Source organism: Nitrosomonas europaea (genome assembly GCF_900167395.1).
In the GTDB taxonomy this organism is placed as follows: Bacteria; Pseudomonadota; Gammaproteobacteria; order Burkholderiales; family Nitrosomonadaceae; genus Nitrosomonas; species Nitrosomonas europaea.
The window spans coordinates 82,792-100,477 of the sequence record NZ_FUWK01000002.1; the positions used below are offsets into that span (position 1 = coordinate 82,792).

Sequence of the window (17,686 nt, forward strand, 5' to 3'; positions counted from 1 at the left end):
AAAAGGTAAAAACAAACGGAGTGAAAAAATTTCTCAGAAAGACAAGAGACGATAGTCCCAGGATAAAAGAAGAGAGATTATTTTTCGTTGAGAAGGATGAGCTTGCCGGATTATGCTGGTGTACTACAGAACGATACTTGATATTAAACCAATGATTATTTGAGTTTTATTAATTCTTATGTCATAAATCAGGTTGATACGTGTCATACCTGATAGAAATCTGATTGCTTATATGTCGATTTCTTTTACAGTAGCTGCAGGCAGGTACGAAATGTCTTATGTTGTAAATCAGTACTTCAAACATACCGTTGATACAAGTGCAAGAGATGTTCAATGCTGCGGGATGACCCGGGCAGGTGGTGCGTGGCGTATGTTGCCGACGAACTTCCTGCCCCGCGAATGGCAAGCACATAAATTCTCGTACCCTGCTAACCCACAGCCCTTCAGTTCAGACTCTTGCTCACGACCTCGTACACATCCTTGCTCAATTCACGTTGGGATAGTGATTCCAATGCCTTGCGCATTAACGTGGCGTGTTCGTCAATAAACTGATGCCAGTGCGTTAATGGTGCCAGCAGGCGGGCGGCCATTTGCGGGTTACGTTGATCGATGTCGGCGATCTGATCTGCCAGAAACTGATAGGCTTTACCTGAGCTGTCATGGAAACCGGCAAAATTCTGATTGGCAAAAGCGGCGATCACGGCACGCAATTTATTCGGATTACATGCATCAAATGCTTCATGGTTCAAAAGCTGCTGCACTTCCTGCAGGACATTACCCCAGGGCCGTGTTGCCTGCACCTGAAACCACATATTTACTACCAGCGCATCATGTTGCCATTGCCGGTAAAACGCCTGCAGCGCTTCCTGTGCTGCTGCCCCGGCATGTTCGGCATGAACCAGCCCTCTCAGGGCAGCAAACTGGTCAGTCATGTTGTCTGCCTGAATAAACTGCTGCTGCGCCAGATCACGATAATATTCATCATCAATGTGCAGCAAATATGCCAAAGCCCGATTGCGTAAGCTGCGTGCTGCCATCGCCCGTGCAGATAACCCGGATGCGTTATCCTGCAAAGCCTGGTAACAGCTCAGCAGTTCTGTCTGCAATTGCATGGCAAGCCGATACTGTAACTGCGTTAATGCCCAACTAATTGCCGGCGGGTTGGCTTTGTCATAAAGGCTTGCCAGATATTGCTCACCGGGCAAATCCAGCATGCAGGCCAATAAAGCGGCATCCATAGCTGCGTGATCAGCCAGCAATTGTTTAAGTACCTCTATCAGTACCGTCTGCTCTGCAAGGTTATCTTCGCCGTCAATCGCTTTGCTCAGCACGATGCGCATCAGGCTCTGCATGGCATCCCAACGGCAGAAACCATCGCTATCGAGCAGAATCAATTGCCGCAGTTGCGTCAGCTGGTAGTCATAAAAAACTCTGACCGGTGCCGAGAAACCACGCAATAAAGATGGCACAGGGTTTTCTGCCACCTGCTCAAACACGATGGTCTGATGCGCCTCACAGATATCCAGTACGGTTTCCGTACCTCTGGCCAGCCCGTCAATCACCAGAGGCAATGCGCCTTTGCTGCCGTAGAGTGCAACCTTGAGCGGGATATGAAGCGCTTCTTTCTCAGTCTGCCCGGGTGTTGCGGGCGTATGCTGGCGAACAGTCAGACTATATTGCTCGCGGTCAGCGTCATAGCTGTCGCTGATATGCAATTGCGGCGTGCCAGCCTGCGAATACCACAGACGAAACTGGCACAGATCCCTGCCTGATACTTCCTCCATGCACTGGACGAAATCATCGCAAGTGACGGCCTGCCCATCAAAGTGGCTGAAATACAGATCCGTTGCCTGGCGGTATTGCTCCGGCCCCAGTATATTGGCCAGCATGCGCACCACTTCAGCCCCTTTCTCATAAATGGTGACGGTATAAAAATTGGATATCTCCATATAGGAATCCGGCCGCACCGGATGCGCCATCGGACCGGCATCTTCAACAAACTGTACGCCGCGTATGAGACTGACATCCTCTATCCGCTTGACCGCACGGCTGTTCATGTCCGCTGAGAATTCAGAATCGCGATAAACCGTCAACCCCTCTTTCAGGCTCAACTGAAACCAGTCACGACAAGTGACCCGGTTGCCGGACCAGTTATGAAAATACTCATGGGCGATTACCCTTTCCACGCGCTGAAATGCGGTATCAGTCGTACTGGCCGGATGAGCCAGTACACAGGACGTGTTGAAGATATTCAGCCCCTTGTTTTCCATTGCCCCCATGTTGAAATCATCCACAGCGACTATCATGAAACGATCCAGATCGTATTCCCGGCCGTAGACCTGTTCATCCCAGTGCATGGCTTTTTGCAATGACTGCATCGCGAAATGACATTTATCACTGTCTTTTGCTTCGGTATAGATTTGCAATAGAATCTGGCGGCCGGATTGCGTGATAAAGCTGTCTTCCAGACAGACCAGATTGCCCGCAACCAGCGCAAATAGATAGCTGGGTTTTTTGAAAGGATCGTGCCAGTGCACGATGCGCTTGCCATCACGCACCGTATCGGACAGACAATTGCCATTGGAAAGTATGGTCGAAAAAGTACCTTCCCGGGCAATGATTACCGTTTCAAACTCGCTCATGACATCCGGCCTGTCCAGATAATACGTGATCTTGCGAAAACCCTCGGCCTCACACTGCGTGCAGTACATGCCACTGGAGCGATAAAGTCCTTCCAGTGCAGTATTTTTTTCAGGATAGATGCGGGTTTTGCAGTGCAGTACAAACTGTTCCGGTACGTTGCGAATGGTCAGATTGTGCGGTGTTATCTGATAACCTCCGGCATCAAGCGGCTGCTCATCAATCGCCAGAGAAAGCAATTCCAGCTGCTCGCCGTGCAAAACCAGATGATCTGCTTTTGTACTCTGCGGATTGCGGGTAATTGTCAGCCTGCTGCTGACATCGGTATAACCTTCGTGCAGCTCAAACGTCAGATGCGTTTTTTCAATCAGAAATTCTGGAACACGGTAATCAGCAAGGCGGGTAACAGCAACAACAGGGGTAATGGGAGTACCAGATATATCGGACATGATCAGTAAAGAACAATAAGTGGGTCAAATAAGCATTAACCCACTTATGTCTCTTGATTTCAAGCCGTCAAGTGTAATCAGCAGGAGAAAATACCGAATGCACCGCCGTCACGGCTCAACACTATTTCACTCGCATACCCGGTTGTGCACCGCTATCCGGGGCGAGCAGGAAAGGCCCTCCTCCGTTTTCACCACTTGCAGCCAGCACCATGCCTTCGGATAATCCGAATTTCATTTTGCGTGGAGCAAGATTGGCGACCATGACCGTCAGACGCCCTTTGAGCTGTTCCGGATCATAAGCAGATTTGATGCCGGCGAAGACAGTACGCTGTTCAGAGCCGATATCCAGTGTCAGTTGCAGCAATTTGTCAGCACCCGGGACATGTTGCGCATCCACAATACGGGCAATGCGCAGATCGATTTTGACGAAATCTTCGATTGAAATGGTTTCCGCAATCGGAGCAACGGGATGCTGTTGCGCCTGACCATGTCGTTGCGGGGAGTGTGATTCAGTTTCTGTATTCATCGTTTGCTGCATGGTTTGTTGATTGGCCGTAATCAGTGCAGTAATCTGCTTTGGATCGATACGGGTCATGAGGTGCTGATAGGGGTTGATCACATGGCCGGGCGGCAGCAGTGTATCGGATAAAGGTTGCCCGGCCTGCTGCTTCTGCCAGCTCAATTCACCCAGATTGAGGAAATCCTCAATTTGTGCGGCAGTGCGCGGCAGGATCGGCTTCAGATAACAGGAAAGCAGATAAAACATCTGGATGCCCAAGCTGCAGGCACGGTGCAGCTCCCGCTCCCGCGTTTCATCTCTGGCAATCTCCCAGGGGGCGAGCTCATGAATCAGCTCATTGACTTCATCTGCGCGTCGCATGATATGGCGTACTGCTGCAGAAAAATCACGTGCTTCATAAGCAGCCTCGATCACCCCCGGCTGCCAGCCGGCAAAATGTTCATCCACCATTTGCTGCAGCAGACGGTAATCCTCACCACTCACCAGCTTGCCGCCAAACCGCTTGCTGATGAATCCCGCACACCGGCTGGCGATGTTGATGTATTTGCCCACCAGATCAGAATTGACGCGCGCGACGAAATCATCCAGGTTGAGGTCGATATCTTCCATACTGCCATTCAGCTTGGCGGCATAGTAGTAGCGCAGCCATTCCGGGTTCAGCCCCTGTTCCAGATAGCTTTCCGCGGTAATGAACGTACCGCGTGATTTACTCATTTTTTCACCGTTCACAGTCAGAAAACCGTGAGCAAAAATCTGTGTGGGTGTCCGGTAGCCCGCGTTCTCCAGCATCGCTGGCCAGAAAAGTGCATGGAAATAAAGAATATCCTTACCGATGAAATGATAAAGCTCGGTTGTGGAATCCTTTTTCCAGTACGCGTCGAAATCAATTCCCTTCCGGGCACAGAGTTTTTTGAAGCTGCCCATGTAACCAATGGGCGCATCCAGCCAGACGTAAAAATACTTGCCGGTTTCACCGGGGATTTCGAAGCCGAAATAAGGAGCATCACGCGAAATATCCCAGTCGGAAAGTTTGTTCTCTCCTGCTTCACCCAGCCATTCCGCCATTTTGTTGGCTGCTTCTGCCTGCAGGTGATTCCCTTCATGCGTCCAGCGACGCAGAAAATCCGCACAGCGGCTATCGGACAATTTGAAGAAGAAATGCTCTGAAGTTTTTCTGACGGGAGTTGCACCGGAAACGGCAGAATAGGGATTCTTCAGTTCGGTCGGCGTATAGGCCGCACCACAAGCCTCGCAGGAATCTCCGTATTGTTCGGCTGCACCACATTTGGGACATTCACCTTTGACAAAACGATCCGGCAGAAACAGGTTTTTGATCGGATCATAAAGCTGTTCGATTGCACGCACGGCAATCAGTCCCGCTTCTTTCAATTTGCGGTAAATATCCTCGGCATAGTAGCGTGTCTCATCGGAATGCGTACTGTAATACTGGTCGAAAGCAATATGAAAGCCGGTAAAATCACGCAGATGTTCCGCATGAACGCGTGCAATCAGCGCTTCAGGCGAAATTCCTTCCTTTTCGGCACGCAGCATGACGGGCGTGCCGTGAGTATCATCCGCACAAACATAATAGACGGTATGCCCCTGCATTTTCTGGAAACGCACCCAGATATCGGTCTGGATATACTCAACCAGATGTCCGAGATGAATGCTGCCATTGGCATAAGGCAATGCGGAAGTTACCAGGATATTGCGTATAGTCATCAGTTACCAGTCAAATATATGAAAAAAGAATTGTATAACAAACCAGCCGACGCGATATTTGCTAACATCAATAGTTTTTGATCACAGGAGCTTTTTCAATTGATCACACAACAACAAATTGAAACAGTACTGGGGCAGATTATCGATCCCACAACCGGCAAGGATTATCTAACCAGCAAGGCAGTCAGCGACATTCAAATCAAGCAGGATAATGTCTCGGTCAATATCGAACTTGGTTATCCGGCCAAAAGCGTGCTGAATACCGTTCACCAGCAAATCGAACAGGCTATACGCACTGTGCCGGGGATCGGATCGATAACAGTCAATGTAACCAGCAATATCATTGCCCACAGCGCACAACGTAAACTTAAGCTGATTCCCGGCGTCAAGAATGTTATCGCCGTGGCTTCAGGCAAAGGGGGGGTCGGTAAATCCGCGACTGCCGTCAATCTTGCATTGGCACTGGCTGCTGAAGGCGCAACTGTGGGAATTCTGGATGCGGATATTTACGGCCCCTCACAACCACAAATGCTCGGTGTCAGCGGACGGCCCGATTCTCCGGATGGCAAAACCATCGAACCGATGCAGGCACACGGTATCCAGATGATGTCGATCGGATTGCTGATCGATGTGGAAACACCGATGGTCTGGCGCGGACCGATGGTGACACAGGCTTTGCAGCAATTGCTGAACGACACCCGCTGGCATGATCTCGACTATCTGGTCATCGATCTGCCACCTGGCACCGGTGATATTCAATTGACACTCGCCCAGAAAATTCCGGTGACCGGTGCGGTAATCGTTACCACGCCGCAGGACATCGCACTGCTGGATGCCCGCAAAGGCTTGAAGATGTTTGAAAAAGTCGGCATTCCCATTCTGGGTATCGTGGAAAACATGAGTCTGCACACCTGTTCACACTGCGGACACACCGAACCGATTTTCGGAACCGGCGGGGGTGAAAAAATGTGCCGGGATTACAACGTCGAACTGCTCGGTGCACTGCCGCTGGATATCCGCATCCGTGAACACACTGATGCCGGCAAGCCCAGCGTAGTAGCCGAACCGGACGGACAGATCGCAGATATTTATCGCACCATTGCACGCCTGGTTGCCGCCAAAATCTCCGATATGGCGCGCGATTATTCGGATGTGTTTACTCAGATCATCATGGAAGACGACTAAGGGCCTCTAATGTCAATCAAGTCAGACAAGTGGATCCGCAGAATGGCTGCTGAATACAATATGATCGAGCCATTCGAGCCCAATCAGATTAAGCAGCGCAATGGTGAGAGTATCGTTTCCTATGGCACCTCCAGCTATGGCTACGATATTCGCTGCTCAGATGAATTCAAGCTGTTCACCAATCTGAATTCAACCATCGTCGATCCAAAACGCTTTGATTCCAACTCGTTTGTCGATGTCAAAGGCGATATATGCATCATTCCACCCAACTCTTTTGCACTGGCACGTACTGTCGAGTATTTCCGTATCCCGCGCAACGTACTGACGATCTGCCTCGGAAAATCCACCTATGCCCGCTGCGGCATCATTGTCAATGTCACCCCCTTCGAGCCGGAATGGGAGGGTTATGTCACACTGGAGTTTTCCAATACCACTCCTTTGCCTGCCAAAATTTATGCCAATGAAGGCGTAGCGCAGGTCATCTTCTTCGAATCCGATGAAGTATGTGAAACATCATACAAAGATCGTAACGGCAAATACCAGTTTCAGCAGGGAGTCACACTGCCCAAAATATAAACTTGAGAAATACCCGCACCGGTATTTCTCATCCACTCATCTCTCCTTATTTCTATTTCATTCCCGGTTCTTGCCTCAAAAAAAGAATCCCTCAGGTGGAGTCCGTTATTCACCCCCCTGATGGGTGTATTCGGCCGGCGCAAAAAACACCAGCACGGTCAGATCTTCTGTGATATCGCAGAAACAGTGCTCAACATTGGCCGCCACGAAAATGATGCTGCCAGCGGAGATCTCTCGATAATCGCTGCCTATCCGCATACGTGCCTTACCGTGCACCACATAATAAACCTCATCCTCGGTATGCGGCTCCTGTAAATCTTCCGCTCCTGCCGGCAAGGTATAAACCCCCATACTCAACGAAGGTACCCGCAAGAATTCCAGATAAGACTCGCCCGATTCTTTCCGCCTGCCCATCAAATCAGACAGTTGATAGATATCCATACGTAAACATTCTCCTTGATTGATGATTCAGATCAGATCTCGAATGAGAATTCGATCTATCAGCAATTATAAGATCGCAAGCCTGAAATATCCGGTTATGCCAGACCTGATATTTTAAAAAATTGTCTCACAAGAATCGGGGAGGTCTGGCTTGCACGCGGAGAATTGCACGCCCATAATCAGGGTGCCTATTCAGAACCCCTAAACGCAGAGGATTTACGTCATGTATGTCACTATTGTCTATGCATCCGTCAAAACAGATAAAACGGAAGCATTTAAGGAAGCCACCCGTATGAATCACGAACAATCGATTCGCGAACCGGGCAATATGCGTTTCGATATTCTGCAGTCTGCCGATGATCCAACCCGGTTTGTACTTTATGAAGCATACAAAACCAGGAAAGATGCTGCAGCACATAAAGAAACCGCACATTATCTAACCTGGCGCGATACCGTTGCAGATTGGATGGCTGAGCCACGTAAGGGGGTGATATATGGTGGTTTGTATCCAACCGGGGATGACTGATGATGCCCTTTTCTATTGCCCGGCTGCCGCGCATCGAATTTGGTGCAGGGGTTCTGAAAAAACTGCCGGATATCATCGAAAGTTATGGCAACCATATTTTGCTGGTTACCGGCGCGCACTCCTTTATGAATACTCCCTACTGGCGGCTTCTGATCGATCAGTTTGAGCATCGCGCCATCACCTGGCGACATGCCATGGTAGCGGAAGAGCCTTCTCCTGCTTTGATCGATGACTTCGTCATAGATTATGCCAATGAACACTTTGCTGCAGTCATTGGCATCGGAGGTGGCAGCGTACTCGATACTGCCAAAGCCGTAGCCGGGTTGCTGCAAGTACAACATTCAGTAATGGATTACCTCGAAGGAGTTGGCCCGGAGCTGTCGTATCAGGGGCCAGCCGTACCATTCATCGCTGTCCCCACGACCGCCGGCACTGGCAGTGAGGCAACCAAAAACGCCGTACTCAGCGTGCAAGGTGAGAATGGTTTCAAGAAATCCTTCCGTCACGACAAACTGGTTGCTGAATATGCAATCGTCGATCCGGATTTACTGGCCAGTTGCCCGCCCGGCGTCATCGCTGCCAACGGTATGGATGCGCTGACACAATTGCTGGAATCGTACGTATCCCTCAAAGCCAATGCCCTCACCGATGCACTGGCGATCAGTGGATTGCAAGCTGTTCGTGACGCACTGCTCCCGTTTTATCACCAGCAAGGCGAGCTGGCGCAACACCGGGAGAAAATGGCTTACGCTGCACTGCTCTCCGGTATCACGCTGGCGCAAACAGGGTTGGGTTCGGTGCATGGCCTGGCATCCCCGCTCGGTGCGTTCTACCCGATTCCGCATGGTGTCGTTTGCGGTACCCTGGTTGCAGCCGCCACCCGGATCAACCTTCACAGCATGCACATGCGTGAGCCGGATAATCCGGCATTGGCAAAATACCGGCATGTTGCTGAGATTTTGTGCAAGCAGCACTTTAACGATCCGGAAATCGCCTTTGATGCCCTGATCGATCTGTTGACGCAATGGACAGAAGAACTCACCCTGCCCCGGCTGTCACACTACGGTCTGCAACCTGCCGGGCTCGATAAAGTCATCGCCCACTGCCGTGGCAGCAGCATGAAAACCAATCCGATCGTGCTCACTGATGATGAGATTCGGCAAATTCTGCTGGAAAGACTGTAACAATATTCAACTGTCTGTTTCACATTCCTGCCTCGCCGCCGGATCCTGGCGGTAATACCGGGCCAGTTGCTGGTACATCTCGGGAAAATACTGTTTGATCCGGTACGGCCTGGTAAAAAAGACTTCGCTCGATACCGCAAAAAATTCCGCCGGATCCTCTGCTGCGTAGGGATCCATTATTGTGACTTCACCCCGCTCCACCTGCCTGCAAAAAATTTCATACGCCCGACTGAACACAACAGCCCATATCCGCGGATCCATATCGCTGTGCAGTGGCGGGTAACCATTGGCAGAACCGTTCAGCATATCCAGTTTGTGTGCAAATTCGTGTATCACCACGTTGTATCCGGATTCATGGTGAACATGGACTACATCTTCCCACGACAGAATAACCGGCCCGGCCTGCCAGGATTCACCCGAAGCCACCATCCGCCTGGTATGAACGATGCCGGTTTCATCGGTATAGGCATGATCGAGAATAAACTTGCCAGGATAGACGATCACTTCCACCCAGTCATCATAGTATTCCGGATCCAGTTTCAGAATCAGCAGACAGGCCTGCACCGCAATCATCACACGCATTGCTTCTGTCACAACCAGTCCCTGCACACCATTTATCTTCTTGTCATGCAGAAAAATGCTGGTCCATTCCCGCAACTGCCTGAATTCATCTTGAGTCAACCCATGCAGGAAGGGAAGTTGATCCACTGCAGACTGCCAGACAGATTCCCGAATCGGTTTACGTCCGAGAATCCAGCGCCGTCGCCATTTCTCCAGATACCAGATCATGAGTCGGTAAAGTTTTCGATAGCAACCGACATAAAATTATTACCACCTCTCCATCAGTATTATTTCTACTCGGAACTTGAAAACCTGATCCTGTTCGTTTAACGTCGAACCTGTTTACCAACGAAATGGCAAGGTCAAACGTTGATCTGCCAGAAGAATTATCCGAACCCTGTTCAACCAGCGTGTCAGAAAGTATATCCGGTACAGCCGACCATACTCCCGGTTAAACATATTATATTTACCGACCATCTACAGTATTTTTGCTATGACAGATCACCGCGTCACTGACCACACTGAAACCTTACAGCAGACAGCATGGCATGCGCTGACTCTGCCGGAAGTCAGGCAGATCCTGCACACCGACTCGGCCGGTCTGAAAACGGACGAGGTCAACGATCGCTTTGCCCGGTTCGGACCGAATAGTCTGATCCCGCCCAAACGCCGCGGACCACTGCTGCGCCTGCTGCTGCAATTCCACAATGTCCTGCTGTATATCATGATTGCCGCAGCCGCCATTACGGCTGTACTGGGTCACTGGGTGGATACAGGCGTCCTGCTGGCAGCCGTGATCATCAATGTCATCATCGGTTTCATCCAGGAAGGCAAAGCAGAAACGGCACTCGATTCCATCCGTGCCATGCTGTCACCACATGCGACGGTCATCCGAGACGGTACTCGCTATGAGATCGATGCGGCCGGACTGGTACCCGGCGATCTGGTTCTGCTCGCTTCCGGTGATCGGGTGCCGGCGGACATACGCCTGATTTCAGTCAAAGAACTGCAGGTCGAAGAAGCTGCACTGACCGGCGAATCGCTACCAGTCAGAAAACGAATCGAGACAGCACTGCCGGACACGTTACCCGGGGATCGCTACGGCATGGCTTTTTCCGGCACACTGGTCGTTTACGGTCAGGCCAGCGGGATCGTCGTGGCAACCGGCAGCGCAACTGAACTGGGCAAAATCAATCGATTGCTGGAAGATACTCAGCATCTGTCCACCCCATTATTACGCCAGATCGATCACTTCGGATTCAAACTGGCTGTTTTCATACTGGCCGCTTCTGCTGCGACTTTTCTGTTGGGAACCCTGTGGCGTAACCATGCGCCGGCAGAAATGTTCATGATGGCGGTAGCTTTGATTGCTTCCGCAATACCGGAAGGATTACCGGCCATCATGACAGTAACGCTGGCACTGGGTGTCCAGCGCATGGCACGGCGCAATGCCATTATCCGAAGACTGCCTGCAGTCGAGGCACTGGGATCAGTGACAGTCATCTGCTCTGACAAGACCGGGACACTGACGCGCAATGAAATGACAGTGCAGCGGATCGTCTGTGCCGATCATACGATCGATGTCAGCGGAGTCGGTTATGTACCGACAGGTGAATACAGTATCGATGGACATACCATCGACCCTGCCCATTATCCGGCACTTACCCTGGCGATTCGTTCCGGCGTGCTGTGCAACGATGCCTTGTTACGGGAAAAGGATGGCCTCTGGAGCGTGGAAGGAGATCCCACCGAAGGAGCTCTGCTGATTCTGGGCGCAAAGAACGGTTTTTCCAATCATCATGCCAATACAGCCTGGCCGCGACGGGACGTCATCCCGTTCGAATCCCAGCATTCCTTCATGGCAACGTACCACCATGACAATGAGAATGAACCCTGGATTTTCGTCAAAGGTGCGCCAGAACGCATTCTGGATATGTGTACCACCCAGTTGCAGCAGAATGGTAAACAGCCGATTGATATCGACTACTGGCAACGGATGGTAAGCGCCACGGCTGCTAAAGGATTACGCCTGCTGGCACTGGCCTGCAAACGATCAGCCCCGCAGGAAGACAGCCTGAAAATCAATGATATGAAAACGGGTTTCACTTTACTTGCGCTGGTTGGCATCATCGATCCCCCGCGTGAAGAAGCCGTTCAGGCCGTGGCCGAATGTCATCGGGCAGGTATACGGGTCAAAATGATTACCGGGGATCATGCAGAAACTGCCCGTGCTGTCGGAGCACAACTGGCCATCGGAGCCGGCAGACCGGTACTCACCGGGATGGAAATCGCTGCCATGGATGATGATACCTTGCGTGACATCGTCATGGATGTCGATATCTTTGCCCGAACCAGCCCTGAACACAAACTGCGCCTGGTAAAAGCCCTACAGGCCGGTGGTCAGGTGGTAGCGATGACCGGAGATGGAGTGAACGACGCACCGGCACTCAAACGTGCCGATGTCGGTGTAGCCATGGGAATGAAAGGTACTGAAGCCGCCAAGGAAGCATCCGACATGGTACTGGCCGATGACAACTTTGCCACCATCGCTTACGCAGTACGCGAAGGCCGGGTTGTTTACGACAATCTAAAAAAATTCATCCTGTTCATGCTGCCCACCAATGGTGGTGAAGCGCTCGTCATCATAGCCGCCATTCTGTTTGAATTCACCCTACCACTCACACCGGCACAGGTGTTGTGGATCAATATGGTGACAGTCAGTACCCTAGGGCTGGCACTGGCTTTTGAGCCGGCAGAACGTAACATCATGAATCACCGCCCAAGGTCACCAAAAGAAGCGCTACTGTCCGGCTTTTTTGTCTGGCGGGTTCTGATGGTATCTGTATTGATGATGATTGGCGGACTGGGTCTTTTTCTGTGGGAGCAGCACATCGGGGTCAGCACGGAAACAGCCCGCACGATGGCAGTCAATGCCATCGTGATGTCCGAGATGTTCTATCTGATCAATAGTCGCCATACCTTTGCATCAGTCCTTCATCTCGAAGGGCTGACCGGTAATCGTTATGTCCTGCTGGCGATTGTTGCCTGCCTGCTGCTGCAGATTACCTATACTCATCTGCCTACCATGCAGTCCATATTCAATTCGACCGATTTGACGATGCTGCAATGGTGCAAATCTATCGCTGCCGGATTGATGGTGTTTTGTGTCATCGAGATTGAGAAATCAGTCATCCGGCATACCCGCCTTGCTTCAGTCGTGACATCGGCCTGACAGGCCGGCCAGGATGACTGGCAGTGTAAGTCAGAATTTGATATTGAGTCCTGCGTAAACCGAACGTCCCATGCCGGGAACGGCAATGCCGTAAGGAATGCCATTGATACCCATGGTCATCCCCTGTCCGGTATAAGCACCACCGAGCGGTAGCGCGTAGAGACGGTCGAACAGGTTCTCTACTCCCAGATCGAGGCGCATATTCTTCCATGTGTAGCTGGTACGCAAGTGTGTCAGGAAATAGCTGCCCGTATGGATTTCGTTGCGTACAGAGGAAACTGAACTCTTACGAGCGACACCGACCAGTTCGACTGCGCTACTCCAGCCGCTATACTGATGGGTGAAGGTCACTTTACCGTTGAGTGGCATCATATTGTACAGCTCGTCACCCGTTTTCTTGTTCTCCCCTCTGGTGTAGTTCATCAGACCCCGCAGACCAAATTCACCGAGGCTGGTTTTTGCCAGCACTGTTCGACCGGAGAGATCAAGCCCATAAAGATGGGCAGACTGATTGGCATATTGCAGAATGACGAACTGGTTGCCGGTCGTTGCATTGGTTACTGTACAGTTTGGCCCGCTTGAACAGCGGATGGCGTCGACATAGTCGTTCACATAGGTGAAATAGGGCGTGGCCTTGACTTCCCATTCCCGGTCAACCGCGTGCAAATCTATGGTGAGGGAAGCGGTATAGGCTTTCTCCGGTTTCAGATCCATATTGCCTACGTAACCGTTACCATCACCAACAAAGTTGTTCATGATGGCAGCCATACTCCAGGTAGACCAGGCATAGCGCTCATACAGATTCGGTGTGCGCACCTTGCGTGCCAGACCCAGCTCGAGGTCGATCATGTCACCGGGTGTGTAACGCGCCAGTGCCGTCACATCGACGTTATCATCAGTACGCTTGTGACCGCGGGCATTGAAAGCGTTGGTATCAGGAATCTGGTTACCCATCATGTTTCCATAGCCGTGAACGTTGTTTGCATCCGTTTCCAGATGTTCGTAACGGGCACCCAGCAGCGTAGTCCACTGCGAACCGAACCGCCTTTCCCACTCAGCAAAAACACCTATCCGGTCACGCTTGCCGTCATTGATGTTTTCAAAGGTGAGAGGCGACATGGCACCGGTTCCGGACGGCGGCCACCAGTCTTCCAGCGTATAGTGCTGATAGAGCATTCCGACACGCAGCAAATCGTTGCTGGTGAGATCGATATCCCCTTTCAGGTTGAAACCCAGAGTACGGCCACGGCTGTACATCGGCATACCATTCAACGCCGTGCCATAGACAAGCTGCTTGTCGTCACTGAAATTCATATAGTGATCGACCGCTTCATAGTAAACACGACCATCGACCGTTCCCCAATCGTACTGGCCGAGATAACGCACATTCACCCGCTTCTGTTCATTGTCCAGCATGTCCATACGCTGGTTGGGGTAAAACTGGTACGGAACGTTCTGATAACCCAGTTTCGCCTCGAGCAGGTGATTATCCGCTCGCAAGGCAACTCCCACGGTATGCGTCAGACTTTTATAAGCAGTGGAGCCCACTTCATCCAGAGGCAAGGTATGGCCTGGTCGTCCCGTTGCGGTTGTTGTCTTGAAATTGCCACCCGCTTTGTAGTTATCCGCCGTAGTGATCGCACCTGAATAGTTGATGCTGAAGAATTCGTTGGCCAGTGTGGCAGACAGGTTACCACCGATGGCATTGTTGTTGCTGCGGAAGAAAGTGCCAATTTCGCCTTTGATGAGTGAGCGCTGGCCGGGAGCGGCAAATTGCGGCAGCGCAGATTCGGCAATGATGGTACCGCCAATACTGTCCCCTCCAACGCTGACCGGTGTGACACCGGCATACACTCTGATTTTTGCGACATTGGTCGGATCAATATAGGAAAGCGGCGGATTCATGTGATTGGCACAAGAAGAAATGAAATCCATACCATCTACTGTGATACGCAAGCGATCATCGGCCAAGCCATGAATCACGGGCAGGCTGGAAACACCCCCCGCACCGTAGAGGTGTACGCCAGGCACATCCCGCAGCAAAGAAGCAGTATCCCGGGTAATGGCATGCTGAGCCGCAATTTCGGCTGATCCAATTTCCTCGGGTGTCACTGCATCACGAATCTTGCTGGTTTTAACTACCACTTCACCCAAAGTAGTTTGTGCCTGTGTCTGTTGTACGGCAAAAGCAGACAGAGCGACTGCCACGGCTGCCGTCACCGGCTTGATACGATATTTCATAAACCCCTCCAGTTTCTGGTCTTTACAGATAACAGGAACGGGATTGTGCAGGTTTCAAACGAAAAAAAGAATGTGACAAATTGTCGCACCGGATCCCAGCAATCACGGCACTTAGATCTGAAGTAAATCTGGAAACCATCATGGTCGATGGTCGATTGCCGCGTTTATAACGCGTTGACCATACTTCTGAGTATCTCGAAGTATCAAAGATGATTCCGGGGATTGCAGTACAACAGTAATTTCTGTGGAATCATGGACGTCATAATACCTGCCCTGTCAGGTATTGAACGGGCACACCATATCTGCAAAACCGGCCTTGTTCCCGGAATGCATTAAAATTGCGTGTGACGAGAGGAGATATGAATCCGGTTGATCCAGATGATCGTATCAGCGTGCAGGAAGATACTGTCAGGGCTCACGCCCGCTTCCCGATCTCCGGGCAAGAATACTGCCGTCTATTTGCGGTGCGGACAATTTTCCTTGGTGCAATCAGCGTACAGTGACAGGGAATGCTCCTGCAATACGAATCCACGCTCCTTGGCAATTCTTGCCTGGCGTTTCTCGATTTCCGGATCATAAAACTCTTCCACCCGGCCACATTGCAGACATACCAGATGGTCGTGGTGGTTATCGCTCGCCAGTTCGAATACTGCCTTGCCACTTTCGAAATGGTGGCGTTCGAGCAGGCCGGCCTGTTCAAACTGGGTCAACACGCGGTAAACCGTTGCCAGACCGATATCTTCCCCTCCATTGAGCAGTTCTTTATATACATCTTCCGCCGAGAGGTGACGAATCAAACTGTTCTCGAACAAATTCAGTATTTTCAGACGCGGGAGAGTCGTCTTCAATCCCATCGTTTTAAGATCTATATTCTTCAAATTTTCCGATTTCTTCATAGGTTATTTATCCAGAAATATTTGCTGTATCTATGAGACAATTACGACGCTTTAGCCTCCATCATAATTTCCTTTTGATCCGAGGAAACCTCGCTACTCGCCATAAAGATACGTATTATTACAGTCATTTTCGTTTACACTTTACCCCGCTCCGGGAGAGCTGACCGTCCATAGTATCCTATCCCGGGCGGATTGAAAAATATTGATCTGGTATGCATGCATTTTTCCCACGACTGTTACTTCTGTTGCTGTTTCTTCCTCTGACACACTGCACCTATCTTCCTTCACTGCCCTACAAAATCGATATCCAGCAGGGTAATGTCGTAACGGATGAAATGGTGGCAAAACTGAAGCCTGGAATGACTCGCTCCCAGGTTCGATTCACACTGGGTACACCGCTGGTGATGGATATATTCCATGGTGACCGGTGGGATTATATCTATCGCACTGCACCGGGTGGTCGAGTCGCTGAAGAAAAGAAACTGACCGTTTTCTTCCAGGATGACCGGTTATCACACATTCAGGGAGATTTTCCGCAACCGCCGGCTTTCAGCGAGAGTGAGCCTGCTCAGAACTTCTTTTCTCCCGAACAAACATTTACCCCTGCCCCGGATACCGACAGCAATATGAATGAAGAACCGGACAAAAAAGGGACGGTCAACTTCCTCAAAGAAAACCAGACAAATTTTTACAAGGATAATCAATGACGCCGTTAAACATAGCCGTTGCCGGAAGTACCGGCCGCATGGGTCGGGCAATCATGGAAACCATTGCAGAAGCAGACGATCTGCGATTATCCGCAGCACTCGAGCAACCGGGCAATCCGTATCTGTCACAAGATGCGGGCAGCCTGACCGGAACACCTCCGGGAGTCGCCATCAGCAGTGATTATGTCTCTGCACTGGCTGGCAGCGATATACTGGTCGACTTCACGCGCCCTGCCGGCACGCTGTCACACCTTGCCACATGTCGTAAACTGGGTGTCAGAATGGTGATCGGCACTACCGGATTTTCACCGGAAGAAAAAGACATCATTCGTAATGCCGCCCAAGACATCGCCATCGTACTGGCTCCCAACATGAGTGTGGGAGTCAACCTGCTGTTCAGATTGCTCGAAGTAGCCGCAAAAGCATTGCCGGAAGGCTACGATGTCGAAATCATCGAAGCACATCATCGTCATAAGGTCGATGCTCCCTCCGGAACGGCCCTGCGCATGGGTGAAGTAATCGCCCAGGCCCAGAGCAGGGACCTTGAGAAAGTTGCGATTTACGGCCGTGAAGGCAATACCGGTGAACGCCGTGCAGATACCATCGGATTCTCGACCATACGTGGCGGAGATATCGTAGGCGACCACACGGCATTATTCGCCGGAATCGGTGAACGCCTGGAAATCACTCATAAAGCCAGCAGCCGTAAAACATTTGCTGCCGGGGCACTGCATGCAGCACGTTTTCTCATGACCAGGAAATCCGGATTGTTCGATATGCAGGATGTATTGGGGCTGCGCTGACTT

General features: G+C 51.0%; 13 protein-coding genes. 7 read left to right on the top strand and 6 right to left on the bottom strand.

Going from position 1 to position 17,686, the window contains the following annotated elements; all coding sequences use genetic code 11:
• Positions 1-443: 443 nt before the first annotated feature.
• Together pepN and metG are read right to left on the bottom strand one after the other, a co-directional pair.
• Positions 444-3,089: an aminopeptidase N gene (pepN, locus tag B5D58_RS01335; protein ID WP_011111252.1), complete on the bottom strand. Its 2,646-nt coding sequence runs from the start codon at positions 3,087-3,089 to the stop codon at positions 444-446.
• 121 nt (positions 3,090-3,210) lie between these two features.
• Entirely contained in the window at positions 3,211-5,331 is a 2,121-nt protein-coding gene (gene metG / locus B5D58_RS01340) for a methionine--tRNA ligase (protein ID WP_011111251.1), read from the bottom strand.
• A gap of 99 nt (positions 5,332-5,430) precedes the next feature.
• On the opposite strand from metG, the gene apbC reads away from it, so the two are divergent.
• Positions 5,431-6,516, top strand: a complete 1,086-nt coding sequence (apbC, locus tag B5D58_RS01345) for an iron-sulfur cluster carrier protein ApbC (protein WP_011111250.1) — start codon at positions 5,431-5,433, stop codon at positions 6,514-6,516.
• Positions 6,517-6,525: 9 nt separating this feature from the next.
• Positions 6,526-7,092: a dCTP deaminase gene (dcd, locus tag B5D58_RS01350; RefSeq protein WP_011111249.1), complete on the top strand. Its 567-nt coding sequence runs from the start codon at positions 6,526-6,528 to the stop codon at positions 7,090-7,092.
• 105 nt (positions 7,093-7,197) lie between these two features.
• On the opposite strand, the gene B5D58_RS01355 is transcribed toward dcd, so the two are convergent.
• The gene (locus B5D58_RS01355) at positions 7,198-7,533 is read right to left on the bottom strand and encodes a cupin domain-containing protein (protein WP_011111248.1); all 336 of its coding nucleotides are present in this window, start codon (positions 7,531-7,533) and stop codon (positions 7,198-7,200) included.
• 223 nt (positions 7,534-7,756) lie between these two features.
• Between B5D58_RS01355 and B5D58_RS01360 the strand changes: the two genes are divergently transcribed.
• Both B5D58_RS01360 and B5D58_RS01365 read left to right on the top strand, forming a co-directional pair.
• Positions 7,757-8,059 (top strand): antibiotic biosynthesis monooxygenase, encoded by a 303-nt coding sequence (locus B5D58_RS01360; RefSeq protein WP_011111247.1) that lies wholly within the window; start codon positions 7,757-7,759, stop codon positions 8,057-8,059.
• Positions 8,059-9,243 carry an iron-containing alcohol dehydrogenase gene (locus B5D58_RS01365; RefSeq protein WP_011111246.1) on the top strand — a complete coding sequence of 395 codons (1,185 nt, stop codon included), beginning with the start codon at positions 8,059-8,061 and terminating at the stop codon, positions 9,241-9,243. The genes B5D58_RS01360 and B5D58_RS01365 overlap by 1 nt, the downstream gene beginning before the upstream one ends.
• A 6-nt stretch (positions 9,244-9,249) precedes the next feature.
• Here B5D58_RS01365 and B5D58_RS01370 read toward each other — a convergent pair whose 3' ends face one another.
• Entirely contained in the window at positions 9,250-10,032 is a 783-nt protein-coding gene (locus tag B5D58_RS01370; protein ID WP_011111245.1) for a M90 family metallopeptidase, read from the bottom strand.
• 265 nt (positions 10,033-10,297) lie between these two features.
• Between B5D58_RS01370 and B5D58_RS01375 the strand changes: the two genes are divergently transcribed.
• Positions 10,298-13,036 (top strand): cation-transporting P-type ATPase, encoded by a 2,739-nt coding sequence (locus tag B5D58_RS01375; RefSeq protein WP_011111244.1) that lies wholly within the window; start codon positions 10,298-10,300, stop codon positions 13,034-13,036.
• Positions 13,037-13,066: 30 nt separating this feature from the next.
• Here B5D58_RS01375 and B5D58_RS01380 read toward each other — a convergent pair whose 3' ends face one another.
• Both B5D58_RS01380 and fur read right to left on the bottom strand, forming a co-directional pair.
• The gene (locus B5D58_RS01380) at positions 13,067-15,277 is read right to left on the bottom strand and encodes a TonB-dependent receptor (RefSeq protein ID WP_011111243.1); all 2,211 of its coding nucleotides are present in this window, start codon (positions 15,275-15,277) and stop codon (positions 13,067-13,069) included.
• Between the two features lie 455 nt (positions 15,278-15,732).
• Positions 15,733-16,173 carry a ferric iron uptake transcriptional regulator gene (fur, locus tag B5D58_RS01385; RefSeq protein WP_011111242.1) on the bottom strand — a complete coding sequence of 147 codons (441 nt, stop codon included), beginning with the start codon at positions 16,171-16,173 and terminating at the stop codon, positions 15,733-15,735.
• Between the two features lie 212 nt (positions 16,174-16,385).
• Between fur and B5D58_RS01390 the strand changes: the two genes are divergently transcribed.
• On the top strand, positions 16,386-16,880 hold the full coding sequence (locus tag B5D58_RS01390; RefSeq protein WP_011111241.1) for an outer membrane protein assembly factor BamE: 495 nt from the start codon (positions 16,386-16,388) through the stop codon (positions 16,878-16,880).
• On the top strand, positions 16,877-17,683 hold the full coding sequence (gene dapB, locus B5D58_RS01395; RefSeq protein WP_011111240.1) for a 4-hydroxy-tetrahydrodipicolinate reductase: 807 nt from the start codon (positions 16,877-16,879) through the stop codon (positions 17,681-17,683). The genes B5D58_RS01390 and dapB overlap by 4 nt, the downstream gene beginning before the upstream one ends.
• Positions 17,684-17,686 lie beyond the last annotated feature (3 nt).